Origin of the sequence: Streptomyces sp. NPDC018693 (assembly GCF_044391385.1) — a bacterium.
GTDB lineage: Bacteria > Actinomycetota > Actinomycetes > Streptomycetales > Streptomycetaceae > Streptomyces.
Map to the genome: position 1 here is coordinate 1 of NZ_JBIRZZ010000018.1, position 23,942 is coordinate 23,942.

Annotated in this window: 20 protein-coding genes, 1 tRNA gene and 2 pseudogenes; 13 read left to right on the forward strand and 10 right to left on the reverse strand. The window is 72.4% G+C overall.

Translation table 11 applies throughout. The features are described 5' to 3' along the window. Window positions 1–144: 144 nt before the first annotated feature. Window positions 145–272 (reverse strand): annotated as a pseudogene (locus tag ACH5AC_RS32490) (VOC family protein); the annotation flags it as partial. Window positions 273–464: 192 nt separating this feature from the next. Here ACH5AC_RS32490 and ACH5AC_RS32495 point away from each other — a divergent pair. From ACH5AC_RS32495 to ACH5AC_RS32505, 3 genes are all read left to right on the forward strand, one after another. Then, window positions 465–710, forward strand: a complete 246-nt coding sequence (locus ACH5AC_RS32495; protein WP_398865857.1) for a WhiB family transcriptional regulator — start codon at window positions 465–467, stop codon at window positions 708–710. 303 nt (window positions 711–1,013) lie between these two features. Further along, window positions 1,014–1,256 (forward strand): hypothetical protein, encoded by a 243-nt coding sequence (locus tag ACH5AC_RS32500; RefSeq protein ID WP_398865858.1) that lies wholly within the window; start codon window positions 1,014–1,016, stop codon window positions 1,254–1,256. Window positions 1,257–1,451: 195 nt separating this feature from the next. Next, a tRNA-Trp gene (locus ACH5AC_RS32505) sits at window positions 1,452–1,528 on the forward strand. 19 nt (window positions 1,529–1,547) lie between these two features. Here ACH5AC_RS32505 and ACH5AC_RS32510 read toward each other — a convergent pair. The 3 genes from ACH5AC_RS32510 to ACH5AC_RS32520 all read right to left on the reverse strand — a co-directional run bounded on the left by ACH5AC_RS32510 (window position 1,548) and on the right by ACH5AC_RS32520 (window position 5,275). Beyond that, window positions 1,548–2,522, reverse strand: a complete 975-nt coding sequence (locus ACH5AC_RS32510; RefSeq protein WP_398865859.1) for an acyl-ACP desaturase — start codon at window positions 2,520–2,522, stop codon at window positions 1,548–1,550. Window positions 2,523–2,759: 237 nt separating this feature from the next. After that, window positions 2,760–3,536 (reverse strand): dimethylargininase, encoded by a 777-nt coding sequence (gene ddaH, locus ACH5AC_RS32515; RefSeq protein ID WP_398865860.1) that lies wholly within the window; start codon window positions 3,534–3,536, stop codon window positions 2,760–2,762. A gap of 125 nt (window positions 3,537–3,661) precedes the next feature. Then, a complete protein-coding gene (locus tag ACH5AC_RS32520) occupies window positions 3,662–5,275 on the reverse strand; it encodes an ABC-F family ATP-binding cassette domain-containing protein (RefSeq protein WP_398865982.1) in 1,614 nt (537 codons plus the stop codon). Window positions 5,276–5,619: 344 nt separating this feature from the next. On the opposite strand from ACH5AC_RS32520, the gene ACH5AC_RS32525 reads away from it, so the two are divergent. Further along, window positions 5,620–6,462, forward strand: coding sequence for an isocitrate lyase/phosphoenolpyruvate mutase family protein (locus tag ACH5AC_RS32525; protein ID WP_398865861.1), 843 nt, complete (start codon window positions 5,620–5,622; stop codon window positions 6,460–6,462). Here the strand turns inward: ACH5AC_RS32525 and ACH5AC_RS32530 are convergent. Beyond that, window positions 6,459–6,875 carry an SsgA family sporulation/cell division regulator gene (locus ACH5AC_RS32530; RefSeq protein ID WP_398865862.1) on the reverse strand — a complete coding sequence of 139 codons (417 nt, stop codon included), beginning with the start codon at window positions 6,873–6,875 and terminating at the stop codon, window positions 6,459–6,461. The genes ACH5AC_RS32525 and ACH5AC_RS32530 overlap by 4 nt on opposite strands. 180 nt (window positions 6,876–7,055) lie before the next feature. Here ACH5AC_RS32530 and ACH5AC_RS32535 point away from each other — a divergent pair, with 180 nt between their 5' ends. The 3 genes from ACH5AC_RS32535 to mmpA all read left to right on the forward strand — a co-directional run bounded on the left by ACH5AC_RS32535 (window position 7,056) and on the right by mmpA (window position 8,419). Then, a complete protein-coding gene (locus ACH5AC_RS32535) occupies window positions 7,056–7,394 on the forward strand; it encodes a plasmid stabilization protein (RefSeq protein ID WP_398865863.1) in 339 nt (112 codons plus the stop codon). 105 nt (window positions 7,395–7,499) lie between these two features. Next, the gene (locus ACH5AC_RS32540) at window positions 7,500–8,210 is read left to right on the forward strand and encodes an endonuclease V (protein WP_398865864.1); all 711 of its coding nucleotides are present in this window, start codon (window positions 7,500–7,502) and stop codon (window positions 8,208–8,210) included. 62 nt (window positions 8,211–8,272) lie between these two features. Further along, on the forward strand, window positions 8,273–8,419 hold the full coding sequence (gene mmpA / locus ACH5AC_RS32545) for a morphogenic membrane protein MmpA (protein WP_398865865.1): 147 nt from the start codon (window positions 8,273–8,275) through the stop codon (window positions 8,417–8,419). Window positions 8,420–8,570: 151 nt separating this feature from the next. Here the strand turns inward: mmpA and ACH5AC_RS32550 are convergent, their stop codons facing one another. Then, window positions 8,571–9,749, reverse strand: coding sequence for a saccharopine dehydrogenase family protein (locus tag ACH5AC_RS32550; RefSeq protein ID WP_398865866.1), 1,179 nt, complete (start codon window positions 9,747–9,749; stop codon window positions 8,571–8,573). A 215-nt stretch (window positions 9,750–9,964) separates the two neighbouring features. On the opposite strand from ACH5AC_RS32550, the gene ACH5AC_RS32555 reads away from it, so the two are divergent. From ACH5AC_RS32555 to ACH5AC_RS32565, 3 genes are all read left to right on the forward strand, one after another. Continuing rightward, window positions 9,965–11,110 (forward strand): CaiB/BaiF CoA transferase family protein, encoded by a 1,146-nt coding sequence (locus tag ACH5AC_RS32555; protein ID WP_398865867.1) that lies wholly within the window; start codon window positions 9,965–9,967, stop codon window positions 11,108–11,110. 95 nt (window positions 11,111–11,205) lie between these two features. After that, window positions 11,206–12,420, forward strand: coding sequence for an acetyl-CoA C-acetyltransferase (locus ACH5AC_RS32560; protein WP_398865868.1), 1,215 nt, complete (start codon window positions 11,206–11,208; stop codon window positions 12,418–12,420). Window positions 12,421–12,455: 35 nt separating this feature from the next. After that, window positions 12,456–14,654, forward strand: coding sequence for a 3-hydroxyacyl-CoA dehydrogenase NAD-binding domain-containing protein (locus ACH5AC_RS32565; protein ID WP_398865869.1), 2,199 nt, complete (start codon window positions 12,456–12,458; stop codon window positions 14,652–14,654). 27 nt (window positions 14,655–14,681) lie between these two features. Here the strand turns inward: ACH5AC_RS32565 and ACH5AC_RS32570 are convergent, their stop codons facing one another. Further along, window positions 14,682–15,374, reverse strand: coding sequence for a MerR family transcriptional regulator (locus ACH5AC_RS32570; protein ID WP_398865870.1), 693 nt, complete (start codon window positions 15,372–15,374; stop codon window positions 14,682–14,684). Between the two features lie 98 nt (window positions 15,375–15,472). Between ACH5AC_RS32570 and ACH5AC_RS32575 the strand changes: the two are divergent. Then, a pseudogene (locus ACH5AC_RS32575) lies at window positions 15,473–16,091 on the forward strand (PfkB family carbohydrate kinase); the annotation flags it as partial. A gap of 114 nt (window positions 16,092–16,205) precedes the next feature. Beyond that, complete coding sequence (locus tag ACH5AC_RS32580; RefSeq protein ID WP_398865871.1) at window positions 16,206–18,149, forward strand: Xaa-Pro dipeptidyl-peptidase; 1,944 nt, start codon at window positions 16,206–16,208, stop codon at window positions 18,147–18,149. A gap of 128 nt (window positions 18,150–18,277) precedes the next feature. Here ACH5AC_RS32580 and ACH5AC_RS32585 read toward each other — a convergent pair whose 3' ends face one another. Next, on the reverse strand, window positions 18,278–19,240 hold the full coding sequence (locus ACH5AC_RS32585; RefSeq protein ID WP_398865872.1) for an NAD(P)/FAD-dependent oxidoreductase: 963 nt from the start codon (window positions 19,238–19,240) through the stop codon (window positions 18,278–18,280). 66 nt (window positions 19,241–19,306) lie between these two features. On the opposite strand from ACH5AC_RS32585, the gene ACH5AC_RS32590 reads away from it, so the two are divergent. Next, the gene (locus ACH5AC_RS32590; protein ID WP_398865873.1) at window positions 19,307–20,947 is read left to right on the forward strand and encodes an ABC-F family ATP-binding cassette domain-containing protein; all 1,641 of its coding nucleotides are present in this window, start codon (window positions 19,307–19,309) and stop codon (window positions 20,945–20,947) included. Here the strand turns inward: ACH5AC_RS32590 and ACH5AC_RS32595 are convergent. Beyond that, window positions 20,944–21,504, reverse strand: coding sequence for a putative glycolipid-binding domain-containing protein (locus ACH5AC_RS32595; RefSeq protein WP_398865874.1), 561 nt, complete (start codon window positions 21,502–21,504; stop codon window positions 20,944–20,946). The two genes, ACH5AC_RS32590 and ACH5AC_RS32595, sit on opposite strands and share 4 nt — an antisense overlap. 21 nt (window positions 21,505–21,525) lie before the next feature. Beyond that, window positions 21,526–23,883 (reverse strand): Tex family protein, encoded by a 2,358-nt coding sequence (locus ACH5AC_RS32600; protein WP_398865875.1) that lies wholly within the window; start codon window positions 23,881–23,883, stop codon window positions 21,526–21,528. Window positions 23,884–23,942: the final 59 nt, after the last annotated feature.

The window sequence follows — 23,942 nt, forward strand, 5'->3', positions numbered from 1 at the left end:
ATCTCGCAATCCACACCGAGCCAGAGGGCCCTCACCCATTTCAAGATCACACGTCAGTGATCGCTGTCACCAACCTCCGTGGGCAGAACACCTAGACAGTCCGCCATCACCGCACCATCGGGCCGATGCGGCTCCGCCCGCCGCTCAGGACTGCGGCGCCGGCGCGCTCTTGATCACCGCGAAGCGGGCCCCGTACGGGTCCGCACGGTGCCGCCCAGCTCCCGAGCTCTGCCGACCACCGCGTCGGTGGCCGTGACTTCGCAGTACGGCAGCACGGCGACGTCCGGCGTGTACAGCTCGACTCAGCACAGCGAACCAGGCTCGTTCGCCATCGGCGGATGTTCCGCGCGCCGCCGTGCGCCGGACCGCCTCGCGGGGGCATCATCGGGCGGCCGGAGGCATCGGGCCGCCGCGTTGATCCGGCGTTGAGCGAACGTTTTTCGCCGCGCGCCACGCTGTGTCCCATGTACACCGACACGATCCCCACGCCCGACCTCGCCTGGCAGCAGGAGGCGCTGTGCGCGCAGACCGGGGCGGACTTCTTCTTCCCCGAGCCCGGCAGCTCGGTGCGTGAGGCGAAGCGGATCTGCGGCCTGTGCCCGATCCGCTCCGCCTGCCTGGAGTACGCACTGACCCACGACGAGCGCTTCGGTGTCTGGGGCGGTCTCTCCGAGAAGGAGCGCCTGCAGCTCCGCCGTACGTCCCCCTGAAACCACGAGACTCCCGCTGTGCGACTGTGCGGGTCCCCGGGTCGGCGCCGTAAACGGGTGTGATCGTCTCCGGCGGCGCGGCCAGTGTCCGGGGCGTGTCCGGGCGTAGCGCAGAGGCAGGCGCACCGCCCCGGCAAGGCGGACCGGACGGCGCGTCGAGCGGCTGTTCGTCGGCGGCAACCCGCTGGGGGAACCGGGCGCGCTCCGCCTGGCCGAGGCGCTGGAGCGGACCAGGTACGGACGGCTGACCCGGCTGTCGGTCGCCGGCAACGGCATCGGACCGGCGGCGGCCCACGGATGGCGGTGGCGGCGACGCGTGCGGGCGTGACCCTGCTCGACCTGGGCCGGGTCCGCGCGGCCGCGGTGCTCGGCGCGGCGGACAACCCGCTGGACCTGACGGACGCGTCGACGGTGGCCGAGGCACTGGCGGCCGACGAACACCGCCTGGCCCATCTGGTCCTGCACCGCACCGGCCTGCGCAGCCGCGAGGCCCACCGCTTCCTGGACCACGCCCGGCACGCCACCACACCCACCGCCTCGTCCTAGGCCAGGGCATCGCCGGCAGCGTCAAACGCCGTCTGTCGGCCCTGAGCGCCCACGACCGGCCGCCGTCGGTCCCGGCTGACGTGCCTGCCGTACGCAGCGTGCACCGCACGGCACCCCCGGAGGGACTGACCCGCGCCCCCGGCGCAGAAACGCCGCTGCCCTCGAACGGGCCAAGACCGTGCGATCGTCCGCAAGGGCGGGGTCGTGGCGCAGAGGCAGTCGCGCCGGTCTCCAGAACCGGGACACGCTGGTTCGAATCCAGCCGCCCGCCCCCCTCACGCGCGTGCCCCGTCAGCCCCCGGCCCGGGCCGCCAACCGCGCCTTGCGGGCCGCGAGCTTCTCGTCGAACTTCACGGCCTCCGCGTCCAGGCCGCCCATGAACAGGCCGAGTTCCTCCTGGGCCTGGCGTCCCTCGGGGCCGAGGCCGTCGATCTCCATGATCTTCAGGAAGCGCAGGACGGGCTGGAGGACGTCGTCGTGGTGGATGCGCAGGTTGTAGACCTCGCCGATCGCCATCTGCGCCGCGGCCCGCTCGAAGCCGGGGATGCCGTGGCCCGGCATACGGAAGTTCACCACGACGTCCCGCACCGCCTGCATGGTGAGGTCGGGGGCGAGCTCGAAGGCCGCCTTGAGGAGGTTGCGGTAGAAGACCATGTGCAGGTTCTCGTCGGTCGCGATGCGGGCGAGCATGCGGTCGCAGACCGGGTCGCCGGACTGGAACCCGGTGTTGCGGTGCGAGATGCGGGTCGCCAGCTCCTGGAAGGCCACGTAGGCGACCGAGTGCAGCATCGAGTGCCGGTTGTCGGACTCGAAACCCTCGCTCATGTGGGCCATGCGGAACTGCTCCAGCTTGTCCGGGTCCACCGCGCGCGAGGCGAGCAGATAGTCCCGCATCACGATGCCGTGCCGCCCCTCCTCGGCGGTCCAGCGGTGCACCCAGGTGCCCCAGGCGCCGTCGCGGCCGAAGAGGGAGGCGATCTCGTGGTGGTAGCTGGGCAGGTTGTCCTCGGTGAGCAGGTTCACCACCAGCGCGATCCGGCCGATCTCGGTGACCTTGGACTGCTCCTTGTCCCAGGCTTCGCCGTCCTCGAAGAGACCGGGGAAGTTACGACCGTCGCTCCACGGCACGTACTCGTGCGGCATCCAGTCCTTGGCGACCTTCAGATGCCGGTTCAGCTCCTGCTCGACCACTTCCTCCAGCGCGTACAGCAGCCGGGCGTCGGTCCAGACGGCGGGGCTGCCGAGATGAGGGGAAGCGATCGTCACGGGAACTCCAGGGGACGTGAAACGGAGCGGAACGCTCCGGCGAGCGGTGCCGGAACCTACGGGATCGTAGGCTACGAAGCCGTAGGTTACGAATCCGTAGGTTAAGCGCGACGTAAAGACCGCTGATCAGACCGCCTGAAACGGGATGAACGGGAGATGTCCGAGGCATGGAGCCCGGACATGTGAAAGCCCCGGAACCCTCAGGTCCCGGGGCCGAAGGGGTGAGGCGTTCACCCGTCAGGCGTACAGCTCCCGCAGCCGTACCGAGAGACAGGTCACACACCCTTCGAGCTTCTCGAACTCGCTGATGTCCACCACGACCACCTCGTGCCCCAGGTCGGTGAGCAGCTCCGCGGTCTTCGGCGCGCTCGCCGAGATGAGCAGCTTGTGCCCGCCGAGGAGGACGACATGGGCGCCGGCCTCCTCCGGCACGGACAGGAACCGCGGGAACAGCGACGGGCGGTCCACCTTCGGGATGTGCCCGATCACCGTGCCGTCGGGCAGCGCGGTGACCGCCGACTTCAGATGCAGCACCTTGCTCACGGGCACGGGCACCACCCGCGCTCCCAGCGGCTCGAAGGAGGCCCGGACCTGCTGGACCCCGGCCGCGTTGGTGCGGCCGCTCCGGCCCACGTAGATCGTGTCGCCGACCTTGAGCACATCGCCGCCGTCCAGCGTGCCCGGCTCCCAGATCCAGTTCACGGAGCAGCCCAGGCGCGCCACGGCCTCCTCCACCCCGGCGGTCTCCTCCCGCCGCGACTCGGCGCCGGGGCGGGCGATCAGGGCGACGTTCCTGTACATCACCACGGTGTCCTCGACGAACACCGAGTCCGGGCAGTCGTCTTCCGGCGCCACCTCGATGGTCTCCCAGCCGTGCGCGCGCAGCGCCTCGACGTACGCCTCCCACTGCTCGACGGCGAGCTCCACGTCGACCTTCTCCCGCTCGATGTGCGTGACCACGCCTTCGGCGAGGCGCGGGCTGGGGCGGCGGACGAGGGCCTTCTTGCTGGGCACGAGGGGATCTCCGGGTCGATGGCAATGTCGGCACCACCATGATGCAGCGCCGACCCGCCATCATGCAGCGCGGGCCCGCGCACGCAAAACCGTCGTCCGCGGGCCGTGGCGCTCCTGAGTCGCCGCTACCCGATCGCCTCGGGTGCGGTCTCCCGCAGCTCCCCGTCCAGCAGCAGCCACCGTGTGATGCCGATCGACTCCAGGAACGGCAGATCGTGACTGGCCACGATCAGCGCACCCTCGTACGACTCCAGCGCCGTGGTGAGCTGCCGGACGCTCGCCATGTCGAGGTTGTTCGTCGGCTCGTCCAGCATCAGCAGCTGCGGCGCGGGCTCGGCGAGCATCAGCGCGGCCAGCGCCGCCCGGAAGCGTTCGCCGCCCGACAGCGTCGCGGCCTTCTGGTCGGCCCGGGCGCCCCGGAACAGGAAGCGGGCCAGCCGCGCCCGGATCCGGTTGTTGGTGGCACCCGGCGCGAACCGGGCCACGTTCTCGGCGACGGACAGCTCGCCGTCGAGGACGTCCAGCCGCTGCGGCAGGAAGCGCAGCGGCACATGCGCCGTCGCCTCGCCCGCCACCGGCGCCAGCTCCCCGGCGACGGTCCGCAGCAGCGTGGTCTTGCCCGCGCCGTTGCGCCCGATCAGCGCGATCCGCTCCGGACCGTGCAGATCGAGGCCGCCCGCGATCCGCGCGCCGTGGACCAGCTCCAGGTCCCGCAGGGTGAGCACGCTCCGGCCCGGCGGCACGGCGGTGTACGGCAGGTCGACGCGGATCTCGTCGTCGTCCCGTACGGCCTCCACCGCGTCGTCGAGCCGTTCGCGGGCCTCGGCGAGCTTCTCCTCGTGCATGATCCGGTGCTTGCCCGCGGACACCTCGGCCGCGCGGTTCTTCAGCTTCATCACGGCGCGGGGTTCGCGCTTGGTGTCGTACATCTTCTGGGCGTAGCGCTTTCGGCGAGCCAACTTGACCTGGGCGTCGGCCAGTTCCCGCTTCTGCCGACGCAGATCGGCCTCGGCGACCCGCACCATGCGTTCGGCCGCCTCCTGCTCGGTGGCGAGCGCCTCCTCGTACGCGGAGAAGTTGCCGCCGTACCAGGTGATCTCCCCGGCGCGCAGATCGGCGATCTGGTCGACGAGTTCCAGCAGTTCGCGGTCGTGGCTGACCACGACCATCACGCCCGGCCAGGACGCGACGGCCGCGTACAGCCGTCGGCGCGCGTACAGGTCGAGGTTGTTGGTGGGTTCGTCGAGGAGCAGAACGTCCGGCCGGCGCAGCAGCAGCGCGGCCAGCCGCAGCAGCACCGACTCGCCGCCCGACAGCTCACCGGTCGTGCGGTCCAGGCCGATGTGGCCGAGCCCGAGTTCGCCGAGTGTGGCCAGGGCGCGCTCCTCCACGTCCCAGTCGTCACCCACGGTCTCGAAGTGCGCCTCGGACACGTCGCCCGACTCGATGGCGTGCAGCGCGGCGCGCTGCTCGGCGATGCCGAGGGCCTCGTCGACGCGCAGGGCGGTGTCGAGGGTGACGTTCTGCGGGAGGTGGCCGATCTCGCCGGTGACGCGTACCGCGCCGTCGGTGGGGGCGAGTTCACCGGCGATCAGCTTCAACAGGGTCGACTTGCCCGAGCCGTTGACGCCGACCAGGCCGGTCCGGCCGGGGCCGAAGGTGACGTCGAGGCCCTCGAAGACGGGGCGGCCGTCGGGCCAGGCGAAGGAGAGGGACGTACAGGCAAGGGAGATATACAAGTGGGCCTCGCGGTTGCGTGTGTGGGTCAGGGCAACGCGTATCGAGACACCGGACGCGGCGACCACCGCGGAGACGGGGCGGAGAAGCACGGGAAACGGCCCTGCTCCGCAAGGACGGCTCGAACGCCGAGGTCGCCACGCAGCGCACACACCTCACCGGTGTGACGCGGTGTCTCAGGACCTCAGACGAGCAACGTCCTTCTCCAATCGGCGGCAACAGAACCGCTTCCCAAGGTAGGAGGGCCGCGCAGGGACGTCAACGCAATTGACGCGCCGTGGGCAGCCATGTGTTCTTGTCGGATTCCTGCCGGCTCGCCCGCGCCCCCGCCGCTTGGCTGGTCGGCATGACGAACCTGCACAGCACCGCCCTCCGCGACCGCGCCCTGGCCTTCCGCGCCCTCCATGTGCCGGGGCGGCCCCTGGTCCTGCCGAACGCCTGGGACACCGCGAGCGCCCGTCTCGTCCAGGGCGCGGGTGCCGCCGCCGTGGCCACCACCAGCGCCGGGGTCGCCTGGGCCCTAGGCGCGGCGGACGGCGACCGGATGGAGCGCGACCGCGCCGTGCGTGCCGTCGCGGACATCAGGGCCGTGGTCGATGTCCCGGTCAGCGCGGACATCGAGAGCGGCTACGCCGTGGACCCGGCGGGTGTCGCCGACACCGTCCGCGCGGTGCTCACCGCGGGTGCCGTGGGCGTCAACATCGAGGACGCGCTGCATGGCGGTGTGGGCGAGCCGCTGCGGCCGGTCGCCGAGCAGGCCGAGAGGATCGCGGCCGCGCGGGAGGCGGCCGACGCGCGGGGCGTGCCGCTGTTCGTGAACGCGCGCATCGACACGTTCCTGACCGGTGCCGGGGGAGTGGACCTCACCCTGGAGCGTGCGGCCGCCTTCGTCGCGGCGGGCGCCGACGGTGTCTTCGTCCCCGGGGCCGTCGACCCGGGGACCGTGAAGCTGCTCGCCGACGGCGTCGACGCCCCGCTGAACGTCATGGCCGGGCCCGGCGCACCCCCGGTCGCCGAGCTGGCCGCGCTCGGCGTCGCGCGCGTGAGCGTCGGCGCGGGGCTCGCCCAGGCCGCGCACGCACTGGTCCGCCGTGCCGCGCGGGAACTGCTGGACGCGGGGACGTACACCACCCTGGCCGGCGGCCTCGACCACGCGGAGCTCAACACCCTGCTGGGGCGGACGCGCTAGCAGGCGTCCCGCATCAGCTCCGCCAGGTCGTGGTCCAGGTCGAGCTGCAGATGCTCCAGGCCGGCCGGCACCAGCTCGTCGGCCGCCCGCAGGAAGCGGCGGACGTCCGCCGACCGGACGTGCACGACGGCGGTGCCCTCGGGCGCGTGGAACTCCAGCACCGTACGGTCGTAGCCGTACGGCCTGACGCGTACGTCGCCGTGGCCCTCCGCGCGGGTCAGGCCGGCGGCGAGCAGGTCACGGGCGAAGGTCCAGCAGACCTCCACGCCCTCCAGGGTGGACGGGGCCGGGAAAGTCATACGGACGGCGAACGGGTCGGTGCGGTCGTAGTGCAGTGTGGCGGGGATGCTGGGCATCCGTGGCGCGGCGGCGACCAGACGGGCCTCTACGGGCTGCTCGATGACGGTGGACAACGCCTTGCTCCCTTGTGACGGCGGGACGGACTTCCGGTGGGGTGAGGGCCGGCACTGGAAGAGACGTCGGAACCGGCCGATCAGTGCACACCGAAGTCGAGTGACCTCGGTCACCGCCTTCATGCACACGACTGTGGACACGGGGGTACTCGGATGCCGACTGCGAGAGGAGTGACTCCCATGCCAGCCGGTTCCAGCCCCAAACGGGAACGCCAGTACGAGCACATCAAGAAGGGCGCCCAGGAGCGCGGCGAGAGCGCCGAGCGCGCCAAGGAGATCGCGGCACGGACGGTGAACAAGGAACGCGCCCGCACCGGCGAGTCGAAGACCGCCAGCCGTACCTCGACCCAGGACATGCCCTCCAGCAAGCGGGGCGGCCAGCGGTCGGGCCGCCGTGTCGGCTCCCACGGCCCCACCAAGGACCAGCTGTACAACGAGGCCCGGCAGCGCGGCATCGAGGGCCGCTCGAACATGAACAAGGACGAGCTGCAACGCGCGCTGGACCGCAAGAAGGGATGACGAGAAACCCGAAGAGGCGCTGAACACCGGCGCGCGCCCGCGTGATCGCAAGGCCACCCCCGGGCCCGCCTCCGGCTGCCCCGGCCCCGTACGCTCGTGCCCACCATGACGACCGTACGCATTCCCGCGGGCTGGCCCGCGACCGAGGAACAGGCCCGCGCCGTCCAGGACGAACTACGCGCGCGCGTGGTGCTCGACGAGCCGGGGCCGGCGCCCGGGACGGGCCATGTGACAGGCGTCGACGTCGCTTACGACGACGAGCGGGACGTCGTGGCGGCCGCCGCCGTGGTGCTGGACGCGGCGACCCTCGACGTCGTCGCCGAGGCCACGGTCGTGGGCCGGATCTCCTTCCCGTACGTGCCCGGCCTGCTCGCCTTCCGCGAGATCCCCACCGTCCTCGCCGCCCTCGACGCGCTGCCCCGGCCCCCCGGCCTGGTGGTGTGCGACGGCTACGGCCTCGCCCACCCCCGCCGCTTCGGCCTGGCCAGCCACCTCGGCGTGCTCACCGGCCTGCCCACGATCGGCGTCGCGAAGAACCCGTTCACCTTCACCTACGACGAGCCGGACACCCCCCGCGGCTCGTCCGCCCCGCTGCTCGCCGGCGCCGAGGAGGTCGGCCGCGCGCTGCGCACCCGGGACGGCGTCAAGCCGGTCTTCGTCTCCGTCGGCCACCGGGTGAGCCTGGCCAACGCCTGCGCCCACACCCTCGCCCTCACCCCGGCGTACCGCCTGCCGGAGACCACCCGCAGGGCGGACGCGCTGTGCCGGAGCGCGCTGAAGGAGGCGACGGGCACCGCGGGGGACCGGAGGGGCTGAGTACGCCGTCTGAGTATCCGTACGGATGTGGCCGGCCCGCCCCGCCCGGCAGGGTGGGTCGCATGACGACGCACCGCGCCCCCAAGCCCCTCGCCGACCCCGAACGGCCCGTCGAGCGTGCAGTGAACGCCGCCCTGGTCCTCGCCGTGCTGGCGGCGCTGGGCTGGATCGCCGGAATGATCTACACGCTCGTGGAGTGGCCGGTCTGAGGGTGGCTCTGCGGGGTCGGGGGCTGCCCTGGATTCGGGTGGTCCGTGCGGCTTGCGGAGTGGCTGGTCTGGCGGTGGCTGGGCGGTGTTGTGGGGCCGCCCGGAGTCGGGAGATCCGGACCGCTCGTGGAGCGGCCCGTCCGACGGTGGTTCAGCGGCGCGCCGCCACCCGGAAGCGGACGCCGGCGCGCACCAGCCGCTCGGTCAGCGCGTCGCCCATCGCCACCGCCGTCGTGACCTGTCCGGACGTCTCGGGCAGGTCGTCGTGGACCAGCGCCAGGGCCGCCTCGGCGAGGATCTTGGCCGTCTCGTCGTAGCCGGGGTCGCCGCCCGAGACCTCGGTGCACACCCGCCGGCCACCGCCCTCGCCCACGAACCGCAGCGAGAACCAGCTGCGCGCCCGCTTCTCGGCGCTCGGCCCCTCCCCGGGCCGCAGCCGGTCCGACAGCCGGCGCCGGGCGGGCGCCAGCTGCGCGGCGGCGGCCAGCGCCCCCACCGCCACCACACCGCCGACCGCGACCGGCAGCCGGCGCACGGCCGCGTAGTGGCGGTAGCGGAAGTCCGGGCCGTAGCGCGGCAGCGCCTTCGCCGACCGGCGCACGATCTGCGGGTCGATCGTCGGCAGCGGCAGCGCCCAGGCGCCGACCTCCGGGGCGTAGCGGGGCGCGCCCAGCGGTGCGGTGGCCCGCCGGCCCATCAGCCGAGGTTCGTGCCGGGCCCGGTCGCGGGCCGCGGCCGCCACCTGCCGACCGCGCGCGAACTGGCCCAGCGCGGAGGCGAACGTGCCACCCGAGAAGGCCGCGTCGACGGTCACGAACCCGTCCACCGTCAGCGGTATGCCCTCCGGGAGTTGCCGGACCGTGTAGTACACGCCGAGGTCGTGCGGCACCGAGTCGAAGCCGCACGCGTGCAGCAGGCGGGCACCCGTCTCACGCGCGCGTGCGTCGTGACGGACGTACATCAGGTCCACGAACTCCGGCTCGCCCGCGAGGTCGAGATAGTCGGTCCCGGTGTCCGCGCAGGCGGCGACCAGCTCCTCGCCGTACGTCACATAGGGGCCGACCGTCGTGGCCACCACGCGCGCGTGCTCAGCGAGGGACCGCAGGGACGCCGCGTCGGCCACGTCCGCCCGCAGCACCCCGATCCCCGAGCCGCCGGGCAGCCGGTCGCGCAGTCGCGCCAGCCTGCTCTCGCTGCGGCCCGCGATCGCCCAGCGCAGGCCGTCCGGGGCGTGCGCGGCGAGGTACTCCGCGGTAAGCGTCCCGACGAAGCCCGTGGCCCCGAAGAGCACGATGTCGTACGGACGGTCCGTCTTTTTCAGCCTGCTCATGACACCCCTCGATCGCGCGGCCCGCGCCGCTGTCGCCGGCCGAGGCTAGCGTGAGGTGTGGAGAGCGGACGCGCGAGGGTGGGCGCCGGAGCCACCTGTGCCGGGTACGGTGTCCAAGCGCTTGCTCGGTCGCGCGCGTCCATATCTTGTGTCCACTGGAACACGTTCTTAACATCACTGGTGTTACATCGGTCGTGTCACAGCGAGGGGGCTGGATGACAGCGGCAGGAACGCCCGGACAGGGCCCGCTCGCGGGCGTGCGCGTGCTGGAGCTGGCCGGCATCGGCCCCGGCCCGTTCGCCGCCATGCTGCTGGCCGACCTCGGCGCCGACGTGGTCCGCGTGGACCGTCCCGGCGGCCCCGGCCTCGCGATCGACCCGGCCCGCGACATCACCAACCGCAACAAGCGCTCGGTGATCGTCGACCTCAAGGCACCCGACGGCCCCGCGCGCGTGCTCGACCTCGCCGAACGCGCCGACCTCCTCATCGAGGGCTACCGCCCCGGCGTCGCCGAGCGCCTCGGCGTCGGCCCCGAGGACTGCCACGCCCGCAACCCGAGGCTGGTCTACGGCCGGATGACCGGCTGGGGGCAGGACGGACCCCTCGCCCACCGCGCCGGCCACGACATCGCCTACATCGCCCTCACCGGCACCCTCGGCATGATCGGCGACCCCGACCGGCCCCCCGCCGTACCCGCCAACCTCCTCGGGGACTACGCGGGCGGCTCCCTCTACCTCGTCGTCGGCGTCCTCGCCGCGCTGCACCACGCCCGCGCGACCGGCACCGGCCAGGTCGTCGACGCCGCCATCGTCGACGGCACCGCCCACCTCTCGGCGATGATCCACGGCATGCTCGCCGCCGGCGGCTGGCAGGACCGGCGCGCCGCCAACCTCCTCGACGGCGGCTGCCCCTACTACGGCACCTACGAGACCGCCGACGGCCGGTACATGGCGGTCGGCGCGCTGGAGCCGCAGTTCTACGCGCAGTTCCTGGACCTGATGGGCCTCGCCGAGCACGCCGACGCCCGCAAGGACGTCACCCGTTGGGAGGAACTGCGCGCGGCCGTCGCGGCCCGCTTCAAAGGCCGTACGCGTGAGGAGTGGACGGCCGTCTTCGAGGGCTCCGACGCCTGCGTGGCACCCGTCCTGACCCTGCGAGAGGCCCCGCACCACCCGCACCTGGCCGCACGCGGCACCTTCACCGACCACGCCGGCCTCACCCAGCCCGCCCCCGCACCCCGCTTCTCCGCGACCCCCACGACCGTCCGGACCGGCCCGGCCCGCCCGGGCGCGGACACCGAGGACGTGGCCCGCGACTGGAACGTTCCCGAACTCGCCGCCTCGCCCGTGAACCGCAAGTGACCCTCGCACCGATCATTCAGTGAGAGCCCCGCACCCCTCGACCACTCCGAGGGCCCGCCCCCTCAGCGCCCCGAACCCTCAGTGAAAGGCATCCCGTGAGCACTGAAGCGTACGTCTACGACGCGATCCGCACCCCGCGCGGGCGCGGCAAGGCCAACGGCGCCCTGCACGGCACCAAGCCCATCGACCTGGTCGTCGGCCTCATCCACGAGCTGCGCGACCGCTTCCCGGGCCTGGACCCGGCCGCGATCGACGACATCGTGCTCGGCGTCGTCGGACCCGTCGGCGACCAGGGCTCCGACATCGCGCGGATCGCCGCGATCGCCGCCGGGCTGCCGGACACCGTGGCGGGAGTGCAGGAGAACCGCTTCTGTGCCTCGGGCCTGGAGGCCGTCAACCTGGCCGCCGCCAAGGTGCGTTCGGGCTGGGAGGACCTGGTCCTCGCGGGCGGCGTCGAGTCGATGTCCCGGGTGCCGATGGCCTCGGACGGCGGCGCCTGGTTCAACGACCCGATGACCAACCTGGCCGTCAACTTCGTCCCGCAGGGCATCGGCGCCGACCTCATCGCCACCATCGAAGGATTCTCCCGGCGCGACGTGGACGAGTACGCGGCCCTCTCGCAGGAGCGCGCGGCCACCGCCTGGAAGGAGGGCCGCTTCGAGCGCTCCGTGGTGCCCGTGAAGGACCGCACCGGACTGGTGATCCTCGACCACGACGAGCACATGCGGCCGGGCACCACCGCCGACTCCCTCGCCAAGCTGAAGCCGTCCTTCGCCGACATCGGCGAACTCGGCGGCTTCGACGCCGTCGCCCTCCAGCAGTACCACTGGGTGGAGAAGATCGACCACGTCCACCACGCGGGCAACTCCTCCGGCATCGTCGACGGCGCCTCCCTCGTCGCCATCGGCTCCAAGGAGGTCGGCGAGCGCCACGGCCTCACCCCGCGCGCGCGGATCGTGTCCGCCGCCGTCTCCGGCTCCGAGCCGACCATCATGCTCACCGGCCCCGCGCCCGCCACCCGCAAGGCCCTCGCCAAGGCCGGACTGACCATCGACGACATCGACCTCGTCGAGATCAACGAGGCGTTCGCCGCGGTCGTGCTGCGCTTCGTACGGGACATGGGTCTCTCCCTGGACAAGGTCAACGTCAACGGCGGCGCGATCGCCCTCGGCCACCCCCTCGGCGCGACCGGCGCGATGATCCTCGGCACGCTCGTCGACGAACTGGAGCGCCAGGACAAGCGCTACGGCCTCGCCACGCTGTGCGTGGGCGGCGGCATGGGCGTCGCCACCATCGTCGAGCGCATCTGACCCCTTCCCGACGGATCACACGGAGCACCTCCACCATGAGCACTCAGCCCACGACCATCCGCTGGGAACAGGACCGCACCGGCGTCGTCACCCTCGTCCTGGACGACCCGAACCAGTCCGCCAACACCATGAACGCGGCCTTCCGCGACTCCCTCGCCGCCGTCACCGCCCGCCTGGAGGCCGAGCGGGACACCATCCGCGGCATCATCGTCACCTCCGCCAAGAAGACCTTCTTCGCCGGCGGCGACCTGCGCGACCTCATCCGCGTCACCCCCGAGACCGCCCAGGAGCTCTACGACGGCGGCCTCGCCATCAAGCGCCACCTGCGCACCATCGAGACCATGGGCAAGCCGGTCGTCGCCGCCATCAACGGCGCGGCCCTCGGCGGCGGTTACGAGATCGCCCTCGCCTGCCACCACCGGATCGCCCTGGACGCCCCCGGCGCCAAGATCGGCTGCCCCGAGGTCACCCTCGGCCTGCTCCCCGGAGGCGGCGGAGTCGTCCGCACCGTCCGCCTGCTGGGCATCGCCGACGCCCTGCTGAAGGTCCTCCTCCAGGGCACCCAGTACAACCCCCGGCGCGCCCTGGACAACGGCCTCATCCATGAAGTCGTCGACACGCCCGAGGAGTTGATGGCTCGGGCCCGTGCCTTCATCGACGCGAACCCCGAGTCGCAGCAGCCCTGGGACCGGCCCGGTTACAAGATCCCCGGCGGCACCCCGTCGAACCCCAAGTTCGCGGCGAACCTGCCCGCCTTCCCGGCCACCCTGCGCAAGCAGACGGCCGGCGCCCCCTACCCCGCCCCGCGCAACATCCTCGCCGCGGCCGTCGAGGGCGCCCAGGTCGACTTCGAGACCGCGCAGCTCGTCGAGGCCCGCTACTTCGTCGAACTGGCCGCCGGCCAGACGTCGAAGAACATGATCCAGGCGTTCTTCTTCGACCTCCAGGCCGTCAACTCCGGCGCCAACCGCCCCCAGGGCGTCGAACCCCGACAGGTCCGCAAGGTGGCCGTCCTGGGCGCCGGGATGATGGGCGCCGGCATCGCCTACTCCTGCGCCCGCGCGGGCATCGACGTCGTCCTCAAGGACGTGTCCGACGAAGCCGCCCACAAGGGCAAGGGCTACTCCGAGAAGCTGTGCGCCAAGGCCGTCGCCAAGGGCCGCACCAGCCAGGACAAGGCGGACGCGCTGCTCGCCCGCATCACCCCCACCGCCGACCCGCAGGACCTCGCGGGCTGCGACGCGGTCATCGAGGCGGTGTTCGAGGACCCGGCCCTCAAGCACAAGGTGTTCCAGGAGATCCAGCACATCGTCGCCCCCGACGCGCTGCTGTGCTCCAACACCTCCACCCTGCCCATCACCGCCCTCGCCGAAGGCGTCGACCGTCAGGCCGACTTCATCGGGCTGCACTTCTTCTCACCCGTCGACAAGATGCCCCTGGTAGAGATCATCAAGGGCGAACGCACCGGGGACGAGGCGCTGGCCCGCGCCTTCGACCTGGTGCGGCAGATCAGGAAGACGCCGATCGTGGTCAACGACTCGCGCGGCTTCTTCACCTCCCGTGTCATCGGCCACTTCCTCAACGAGGGCGTCGCCATGGTCGGCGAGGGCATCGAACCCGCCTCCGTCGAACAGGCCGCGGCCCAGGCCGGCTACCCGGCCAAGGTGCTCTCCCTCATGGACGAGCTGACCCTCACCCTCCCGCGCAAGATCCGCAACGAGTCCAGGCGGGCCGTCGAGGAGGCCGGCGGCACCTGGTCCACACATCCCGCCGAGGCGGTCATCGACCGCATGGTCGACGAGTTCGGGCGCACCGGCCGCAGCGGCGGCGCCGGCTTCTACGAGTACGGAGCGGACGGCAGGCGGACGGGCCTCTGGCCGGGACTGCGCGAGCACTTCACCAAGCCGGGGCACGAGATCCCCTTCAAGGACATGCAGGAGCGCATGCTGTTCTCGGAGGCGCTCGACACCGTCAAGCTCCTCGAAGAGGGCGTGCTGACGTCCGTCGCCGACGCCAACATCGGCTCGATCCTCGGCATCGGCTTCCCCGGCTGGACCGGCGGCGTGCTGCAGTACATCAACGGCTACGACGGCGGCGCCGGGGGAGGCACGGGCCTGCCGGGCTTCGTGGCCCGCGCGCGTGAACTCGCCGAACGCTACGGCGACCGCTTCACCCCGCCCGCCCTGCTGGTGGAGAAGGCCGAGAAGGGAGAGACCTTCACCGACGCCCGCTGACCGAACGGCTCAGCGCACCGGCCGGGCTCACTGCGCCAGCCACTGGCGCAGCTCCTGCCGCAGCGAACGCTGGAACGTCGTCAGCAGGGCCTGCACGACCAGCGGATGCATGTGCGCGGACAGCGACTTCACCTCCTGCGCGGCGCGCTCGGCCACCGCGTCGCGCAGGAGCCGCGACAGCGCCTGCGCCGCCGCGCGGGAGTGCTCCAGCAGCGCCTCCCGCGCGGCCAGCAGCACCTCCTGCGACAGCGGTACGTCGAGCAGCTCCACGCCCAGCCGCAGCAGCCCCGCGTCGACCCGGTACGCGCCGTCCTGGACCGCGACCACGTCCAGCGCGGCCAGGCGCTCCACCTCCTCGTCGGACAGCTCCCGGCCGGCCCGCCGGTGCAGCTCCGCACGGGACACCGTCTCCACCGTGTCCGGCGCCCACGACGCCACCACCGCCCGGTGGATGGCCAGTTCCTGCGCGCTCAGACCGGGCGGCAGCTGCCGCAGATGGCGCTCGATCGCCGCCAGCGTCATGCCCTGCCGCTGCAGCTCCTCGATCAGCGCCAGACGGGCGAGGTGCTCCGCACCGTAGTGCCCCACCCGGCGCGGACCGATCACCGGCGGCGGCAGCAGACCCCTGGTGCCGTAGAAGCGGACCGTGCGCACCGTGACCCCGGCGCGGGCGGCCAGCTCGTCGACCGTGAGGGTCGGCTCCTCGGCATCGATCGTCATGTGCAGCAGTATCGCTGTCTCACCAGTACTGTGAAACCTCGGGTGACAGGTGGGACTGCTCACGCAGCGACGCGGGGCATCGTCTACGACCACGGAACGGAGAACGTGGCGAGGGCGACCTGGTGCATGCCCCGCACCACGAGCACGGCATGCCCTGACCGCACTCCCGGAACCCGCCGGCACCAAGCGCGCGGACGACCGCTTCCCGTCGAGCACCCCGCGCCGCCTGGCGGGGGCCGGCCGCCACGTCCCTGTGACCCTCACCCACCCCGGCGCCCACGCCCTGCCGATCCTGCGTGAGACCGGCGTCACCATCTCCACCGGCCCGCACAACCGGGACGGCGAGAAGCCCTTCGCCCACGGGGGCCGACCTCGTCCTCCTCTCCGCCGCCGCCCTCACCGCCCCCGAGGCGACCATGTGCCGCATCGCCGAACGCGGCCGCGCCCAGGCCGTCGTCGCCACAGCCGGCGCGGAGGACGCGTACCTCCAGACCGACGGAGAACCGACCCCATACCGGCGGCGACGCCACCCGCACCGGTGGTCGACTCCAACGGCGCGGGCGACGCCTTCGCCGCCGCCCACCTCACCGGCGAGCCTCCACACCGCTGCACCCGGTACGGCGCGGTGGCAGGTGCCCCCGCACCATCCCGTCGACCAGGACGGCGGCGATCAGCAGGGCGGAACTCCTGACCGAGGTCGCCCGCGCCGCCGCCTGAGCCGTCCGTCGGCTCCGGCCGGTGGCAATCGCCCACCCATGGACCCGATTCAGCCACTCCTGCCTCATATCTGCCCTCTTCTGTACGGGAGTTGACCCGGGTACCGTCCGCCGCATGCCGATGAGCACGCGCTTCACGACCTGGAGACCGTTCGCTACCGCCGCCACTGTCACCCTTCTGTCGGCGGCCTTCCTCCCCCCGGCGACGGCCGACGCCGCCGCCCCTCGCGAGAGCCGTCCCGTCTACTCGTACGACGACGCGATCCGCGAGGCCGTCTGGGTCGACACCGGCCTCGACGGCGACGGCGACGGCCGCGGCGACCGGGTCGCCGTGGACATCGTCCGCCCGCGGGAACCCGCCGCACACGGCCGGAAGGTGCCCGTCATCATGGACGCCAGCCCCTACTACTCCTGCTGCGGACGCGGCAACGAGAGCCAGAAGAAGACGTACGACGCGGCCGGGAACGTCGTCCAGATGCCGCTGTACTACGACAACTACTTCGTGCCCCGCGGCTACGCCTTCGTCGGCGTCGACCTGGCCGGAACCAACCGCTCCGACGGCTGCGTCGACGTCGGCGGCCGCTCCGACGTCCTGTCCGCGAAGGCAGTCGTCGACTGGCTGGGCGGCCGCGCCGCGGCGTACACCACCCGTACCGGCGCCGAGCGCGTCAAGGCGAGCTGGACCAACGGCCGCACCGGCATGATCGGCAAGAGCTGGGACGGCACCATCGCCAACGGCGTCGCCGCCACCGGCGTCAAGGGACTGAAGACCATCGTCCCGATCGGCGCCATCTCCTCCTGGTACGACTACTACTTCCAGCAGGGCGCCCCGCTCTACGACTCCGGCCCCGACTGGCTCTCGAACTACGTCAACAGCCGCGACGCCCGCGCCAAGTGCGCCGCGGTCCAGCAGAGGCTCGTCGACGGTGCCCCGCGTTCCGGCGACTGGACCGGCCTGTGGACCGAACGGGACCACGTCAAGGACGCGAGCAAGGTGCGGGCGAGCGTCTTCCTCGTCCACGGCATGCAGGACCTCAACGTCCGTATGAAGCACGTCGGCCCGTGGTGGGACGCCCTCGCGAAGAACGGCGTCAAGCGCAAGATCTGGCTCTCCCAGACCGGCCATGTCGACCCCTTCGACTTCCGCCGCGCGGAATGGGTTGACACCCTGCACCGCTGGTTCGACCATGAACTCCTCGGCTACGACAACGGCATCGACCGCGAGCCCATGGCCGACATCGAACGCGCGCCCGACCAGTGGGTGACCAGCACGACCTGGCCGCCGCGCGGCACCCGCACCGTCACACTCAACCCCGGGCAGGGCAGCCAGGCCGGCGTCGGCACCCTCGGCCTGCGTCCCGGCTCCGGCACCGCGACCCTCACCGACGACCCGCAGCTCGGCGAGACCGACTGGGCCGCGCGGATCGACCAGCCCACCCCCGAGAAGGCCGGCTTCGTCACCGGCCCGCTCACCCGCGACCTGCGCCTGGCCGGCTCCTCCCGGGTCACCGTCACCGCCACGCCCACCACCCCGACGGCCCATCTCTCCGCCGTCCTGGTGGACCTCGGCCCCGACACCATCCGTGACTACGCGGCGCGCGGCGAGGGCATCACCACCCTCACCGATCTCACCTGCTGGGGTGCGAGCACCCCGGGCGACAGCGCCTGCTTCCGCGAGACCGCGGCCAAGACCGCCGACGTCGACTACACGATCGTCAGCCGCGGCTGGGCCGACCTCGGCACCCACGCCGACCCGGCGCACGGCGTCCCGCTCACCCCGGGCCGCGCCTACACCGTCACGCTCGACCTCGCGGCCACCGACCACGTCGTCCCGCGCGGCCACCGACTGGCACTGATCATCGGCGGCACCGACAAGGACCTCATCGACCCGCCCGCGGACCGGCCCACCCTCACACTGGATCTCTCCCGCACGAGGGCGTACGTCCCGCTGGTGGGCGGTCCGGCCGGCCTCACGACCGTCACACCACGGGCGGCCGCCCCTGACGCCGCGCCGCTGGAGGGCGTGGACGCGTCGCCGATGACCCGACGCGTGCCGTAGCCTGCGGCGCCTGACCGGCAGGGGGCTCGTCTGTGTGCGGCTGCCGGCCGTCGGTGGGTCGTGCCCACGCGGCGGAGCCGCATATCGACACAGCCCCGCGCCCCTCAGGCCGGTCACGCCGAGCCACGTCAGGAGGAGGCGGCACCCCGCACCACCCGGGCCGCCTCCTCCGCGCACCCCCACGCCACGGTCACCCCACCACCGCCGTGCCCGTAGTGATGCACCACCACCCGCCCGCCCCCCAACTCCTCACGCTCCAACCGCACCGCGTCCCGCGCCGGCCGCAGGCCCACCCGGTGCTCCAGCACCCGCGCCCCCGCCACCTCGGGCCGCAGCGCCGCACACCGTCGTACGATCGCCTCGGCCACCGCGGGGTCGGGTTCCGGCGACCACGCGTCCTCCTCGGCCGTGCCGCCCAGCACCAGACGCCCGGGCTGGGGGAGGAGATACGTCGGCTCCGGGGCGGCGGGGGAGACCAGCCAGGTGCTCACCCCGGGGTTCTCCACGACCACCAACTGCCCCCGTACCGGGCGCACCTTGTCGTCCCCCGCCAGCTCCCGCGCCCCCAGGCCGGTGCAGTTGACCACCACGGGAGCGGGCACCGCCGCGAGATCGGTCACCGTACGCTCCTCGACCGAGCCCCCGGCCCGCGCCAGCCGCTCCCGCAGCCACGCCAGATGGACCGGCATGTCGATCAACGGCAGTCGGGCCCACAAGCCGGAACCCCAGGGGTACTCCTCGGCCGTGGCCCGCCGCAGCCCGGTCAGCCGTCCGGCCGCCCACCCCGCCACCTCGTCCAGGTCCGTCTCACCCAGCACCCCGTCGACGAACCGCACGCCGGTCTCGTCGGGCCGCGCCGCCAGTCGCTCGTACACCGCCAGAGAGCGCAGCGCCCACGTCCGGGCGGACACGATCGGCTCGATGTGATAGGGCCACCACAGCCCGCCCGCGACCGCCGAGGTGGTCCGCTCGGCCGGCTCCCGGGTCCACACCCGGACCCTCAGCCCACGCTCGGCGAGGACCAGGGCCGTCGTCAGCCCGATGACCCCGCCGCCGACCACGATGACCTCGCCGTACGACTCTCCGTCCACACCAGCACCCTACGACCGGTCCGGCGCGGCCGTAGCCCATGAGGATCTCCTAGAATTTCCGCCCTGATGACTGCCACCCTCGTCGCCAAGAACCTCGCCGCCGGCCACGGCGACCGCTCCCTCTTCTCCGGGCTCGACCTCGTCGTCGCCCCCGGGGACGTGATCGGGCTGGTCGGAGCCAACGGCGCGGGCAAGTCCACGCTGCTGAAGCTGCTCGCCGGGCTCACCGCGCCCGAGCAGGGCGAGCTCAGGCTGTCCCCGCCGACCGCGACCGTCGGCCATCTGCCGCAGGAGCCGGAGCGCCGGCCCGGCGAGACCGTACGGGAGTTCCTGGCCCGCCGCACCGGCGTCGCCGACGCACAGCGCGCGATGGACGAGGCCACGCAGGGCCTGGTCGACGGCGCGCCCGGCGCCGACGACGCGTACGCGGCGAGCCTGGAGCGCTGGCTCGGCCTCGGCGGCGCCGACCTCGACGAACGGGCCGCGGAGGTCGCCGACTCCCTCGGCCTCGGCGTGGACCTGGACCAGCCGATGACCGCCCTGTCCGGCGGCCAGGCCGCCCGCGCCGGCCTCGCCTCCCTGCTGCTCTCCCGCTACGACGTCTTCCTCCTCGACGAGCCGACCAACGACCTCGACCTGGACGGCCTGGAACGCCTGGAGCGCTTCGTGACCGGCCTGCGCGCCGGCACGGTCGTCGTGAGCCACGACCGCGAGTTCCTCACCCGCACGGTCACCAAGGTCCTCGAACTCGACCTCGCCCAACGGCAGATCAACCTCTACGGCGGCGGCTACGCGGCCTACCTGGAGGAGCGGGAGGTCGCCCGCCGGCACGCCCGCGAGGACTACGAGGAGTACGCCGACAAGCGGGCCGCCCTCCAGGACCGCGCCCAGATGCAGCGCGCCTGGATGGACAAGGGCGTCAAGAACGCCCGCCGCAAGGCGGGCAACGACAACGACAAGATCGGCCGCAAGTTCCGCAGCGAGGCCAGCGAGAAGCAGGCTGCGAAGGCCCGGCAGACCCAGCGCATGATCGAACGCCTGGACGTCGTCGAGGAGCCCCGCAAGGAGTGGGAGCTGCGCATGGAGATCGCGTCCGCCCCGCGCTCGGGCGCGGTCGTGGCCACGCTCAGGGACGCCGAGGTGCGGCGCGGCGACTTCACCTTCGGCCCGGTGTCCCTGCAGATCGACTGGGCCGACCGGGTCGCGGTGACCGGCGCGAACGGCGCCGGCAAGTCCACGCTCCTCGGCGCCCTGCTCGGCCGTGTGCCGCTGGACGCCGGGAACGCCACGCTCGGCTCGGGCGTGCTGGTCGGCGAGGTCGACCAGGCCCGCAAGCTGTTCCACGGCCCCGAGTCCCTGCTGGACGCGTTCTGCGCGGCCGTCCCCGACACCGAGCCGGTCGAGGTCCGTACCCTCCTGGCCAAGTTCGGCCTGAAGTCGGACCACGTCCTGCGCCCCGCGGCCACCCTGTCACCCGGCGAACGCACCCGCGCCGCCCTCGCCCTCCTCCAGGGCCGCGGCGTCAACCTCCTGGTCCTGGACGAGCCGACCAACCACCTCGACCTCCCCGCCATCGAACAGCTGGAGTCGGCCCTCGACTCCTACGAGGGCACCCTGCTGCTGGTCACCCACGACCGCCGCATGCTGGACGCGGTCCATGTCACCCGCCGCCTGGAGGTCGCCGACGGCAAGGTGACCGAACGCTAGAGACGCCGGGCCAGCCCCGGATACTCGGTCACCAACCCGTCCGCGTCGAACAGGACATCGCTGCGGAAGGACCCGGAGGCGAAGCGGACCCGAGCCCCGCCGCCGCTCGCACCGAGATGGGTGTACGTCTGCCAGGACGGCCGCACGGTCAGCGCGGGCACCGACACCCACGCCATCAGCAACCGCCGCTCACTCGGCCGCCGGTGCAGCCCGTGCCGCAGCACCGGCATGGTGTTGGTGAGCGGACACAGCCCCAGATCGCAGTCGAGCGCACCTTCGAACCCGGGCAGCCGCTCACCGTCGGCGGTCCACCCGCCGTGTCCGTCGCGGCGCAGATCCAGCGACCGGCTCCGCTCGGCGGTCTCCACCGTCACCCGAAGGCGCCGGGTGACGAACCCTTCGGCGGTGTCGAGCTCGTACGACACCCAGTACGGCTCGGGCACGGTCCCGACCGCCCGCCCCCGGGCCCGCAGCACCCTTTCGCCGACCTCGACCCAGGCGGTCTCGAACCCCTGACTGGCGGAGACCGCCCAGGTGAGGACGTGCGAAGCAGTCATACGGTCACTGTAATCGGACCGTCACCGCGCCTTCGGATCGAGCAGCCCCGCCTTGCGCAACGCGTCGGCCATCGCGCTGTTGGCCGGAGCCTGCCGCTGCTGGCCCTGCCGCTGCTGACCCTGTCGTTGCTGCCGCTGCTGGGGCGGCCGCCCGCCGCGCTGTGCGCGGCCCCCGCCGGACGGCTGGCCCTGCGCGGCGATGTCGTCGTCCAGCCGTAGTGTCAGCGAGATCCGCTTGCGCGGGATGTCCACGTCCAGGACCTTCACCTTGACGATGTCCCCGGGCTTGACGACCTCCCGCGGGTCCTTGACGAACGTCTTCGACATCGCCGAGACATGCACCAGCCCGTCCTGATGGACACCGACGTCGACGAACGCACCGAAGGCCGCGACATTCGTCACCACGCCCTCCAGGACCATCCCGGAGGACAGGTCGGAGATCTTCTCCACGCCCTCCTTGAAGGTGGCCGTCTTGAAGGCGGGCCGAGGATCACGCCCCGGCTTCTCCAGCTCCTTGAGGATGTCGGTGACGGTCGGCAGACCGAACGTGTCGTCCACGAAGTCACCGGGCTTCAGCGAGCGCAGCACCCCCGTGTTGCCGATCAGCGAGGCGACCTCCTGACCGGCCGTCTTCACCATGCGCCGCACGACCGGGTACGCCTCCGGGTGCACGCTGGACGAGTCCAGCGGGTCGACGCCGCCGCGGATGCGCAGGAAGCCCGCGCACTGCTCGTACGCCTTCGGGCCCAGCCGGGGCACCTTCTTCAGCTCGGTGCGCGAGGTGAACGGTCCGTTGGCGTCGCGGTGCGCCACGATGTTCTCCGCGAGGCCGGAGGTGATGCCGGAGACACGCGCCAGCAGCGGCGCGGAGGCGGTGTTGACGTCCACCCCGACGCCGTTCACACAGTCCTCCACCACCGCGTCCAGTGAGCGCGACAGCTTCACCTCGGACAGGTCGTGCTGGTACTGGCCGACGCCGATGGACTTCGGGTCGATCTTCACCAGCTCGGCCAGCGGGTCCTGCAGGCGCCGGGCGATGGAGACCGCGCCGCGCAGCGACACGTCCATGTCCGGCAGTTCCTGCGAGGCGAACGCGGACGCCGAGTACACCGACGCGCCGGCCTCGGACACCATCACCTTGGTGAGCTTCAACTCCGGGTGCTTCGAGATCAGTTCCCCGGCGAGCTTGTCGGTCTCGCGGGACGCGGTGCCGTTGCCGATCGCGATCAGCTCGACCGAGTGCTCCTTCGCCAGCCGGGCCAGCTTGGCGATCGCCTCGTCCCACTTGTTGGCCGGGACGTGCGGGTAGATCACGTCCGTGGCGACGACCTTGCCGGTCGCGTCGACCACGGCGACCTTCACGCCCGTACGGAAGCCCGGGTCGAGGCCGAGCGTGGCGCGCGTGCCGGCCGGGGCCGCGAGCAGCAGGTCGCGCAGGTTGGCCGCGAACACGTTCACCGCCTCGTCCTCCGCGGCCGTGCGCAGCCGCAACCGCAGGTCGATGCCGAGGTGGACGAGGATCCGGGTACGCCAGGCCCAGCGGACCGTGTCCGTCAGCCACTTGTCGGCGGGCCGGCCCCGGTCGGCGATCCCGAACCGGGAGGCGATGATCCCCTCGTACGACGACGGCCCGTCCGTGGGCTCCTCGGGCTCCAGGACGAGGTCGAGGACCTCCTCCTTCTCGCCGCGCAGCATCGCCAGGATGCGGTGCGAGGGCAGCTCGGTGAAGGGCTCGGCGAAGTCGAAGTAGTCGGCGAACTTGGCGCCCGCCTCCTCCTTGCCCTCACGCACCTTGGCGGCCAGCCGCCCGCGCACCCACATCCGTTCGCGGACCTCGCCGATCAGGTCGGCGTCCTCCGAGAACCGCTCGGTGAGGATCGCCCGCGCGCCGTCGAGCGCGGCCTGCGGATCGGCGACGCCCTTGTCCGCGTCGACGAAGGCGGCGGCCGCCGCCAGCGGCTCCACGGACGGGTCGCCGAGCAGTCCCTCGGCCAGCGGCTCCAGGCCCGCCTCCCGGGCGATCTGCGCCTTGGTGCGCCGCTTCGGCTTGTACGGCAGGTAGATGTCCTCCAGGCGGGCCTTGGTCTCCGCGCCCCGGATCCGGGCCTCCAGCGCCTCGGTGAGCTTGCCCTGCTCGCGCACCGACTCCAGGATCGCCGTCCGCCGCTCCTCCAGCTCCCGCAGATAGCGCAGCCGCTCCTCGATCGTGCGCAGCTGCGCGTCGTCGAGCATCTCGGTCGCTTCCTTGCGGTAGCGAGCGATGAAGGGCACCGTCGAACCGCCGTCCAGCAGTTCCACGGCGGCCTTGACCTGCCGCTCCCGTACGCCGAGCTCCTCGGCGATCCTGCCTTCGATGGACCCTGTGCGGGGTGTCGTCACGATCCCGTACCGCCTTCTCCACTGAGGTTGCGCGGCAATTGTGGCAGGTGGCACCGACA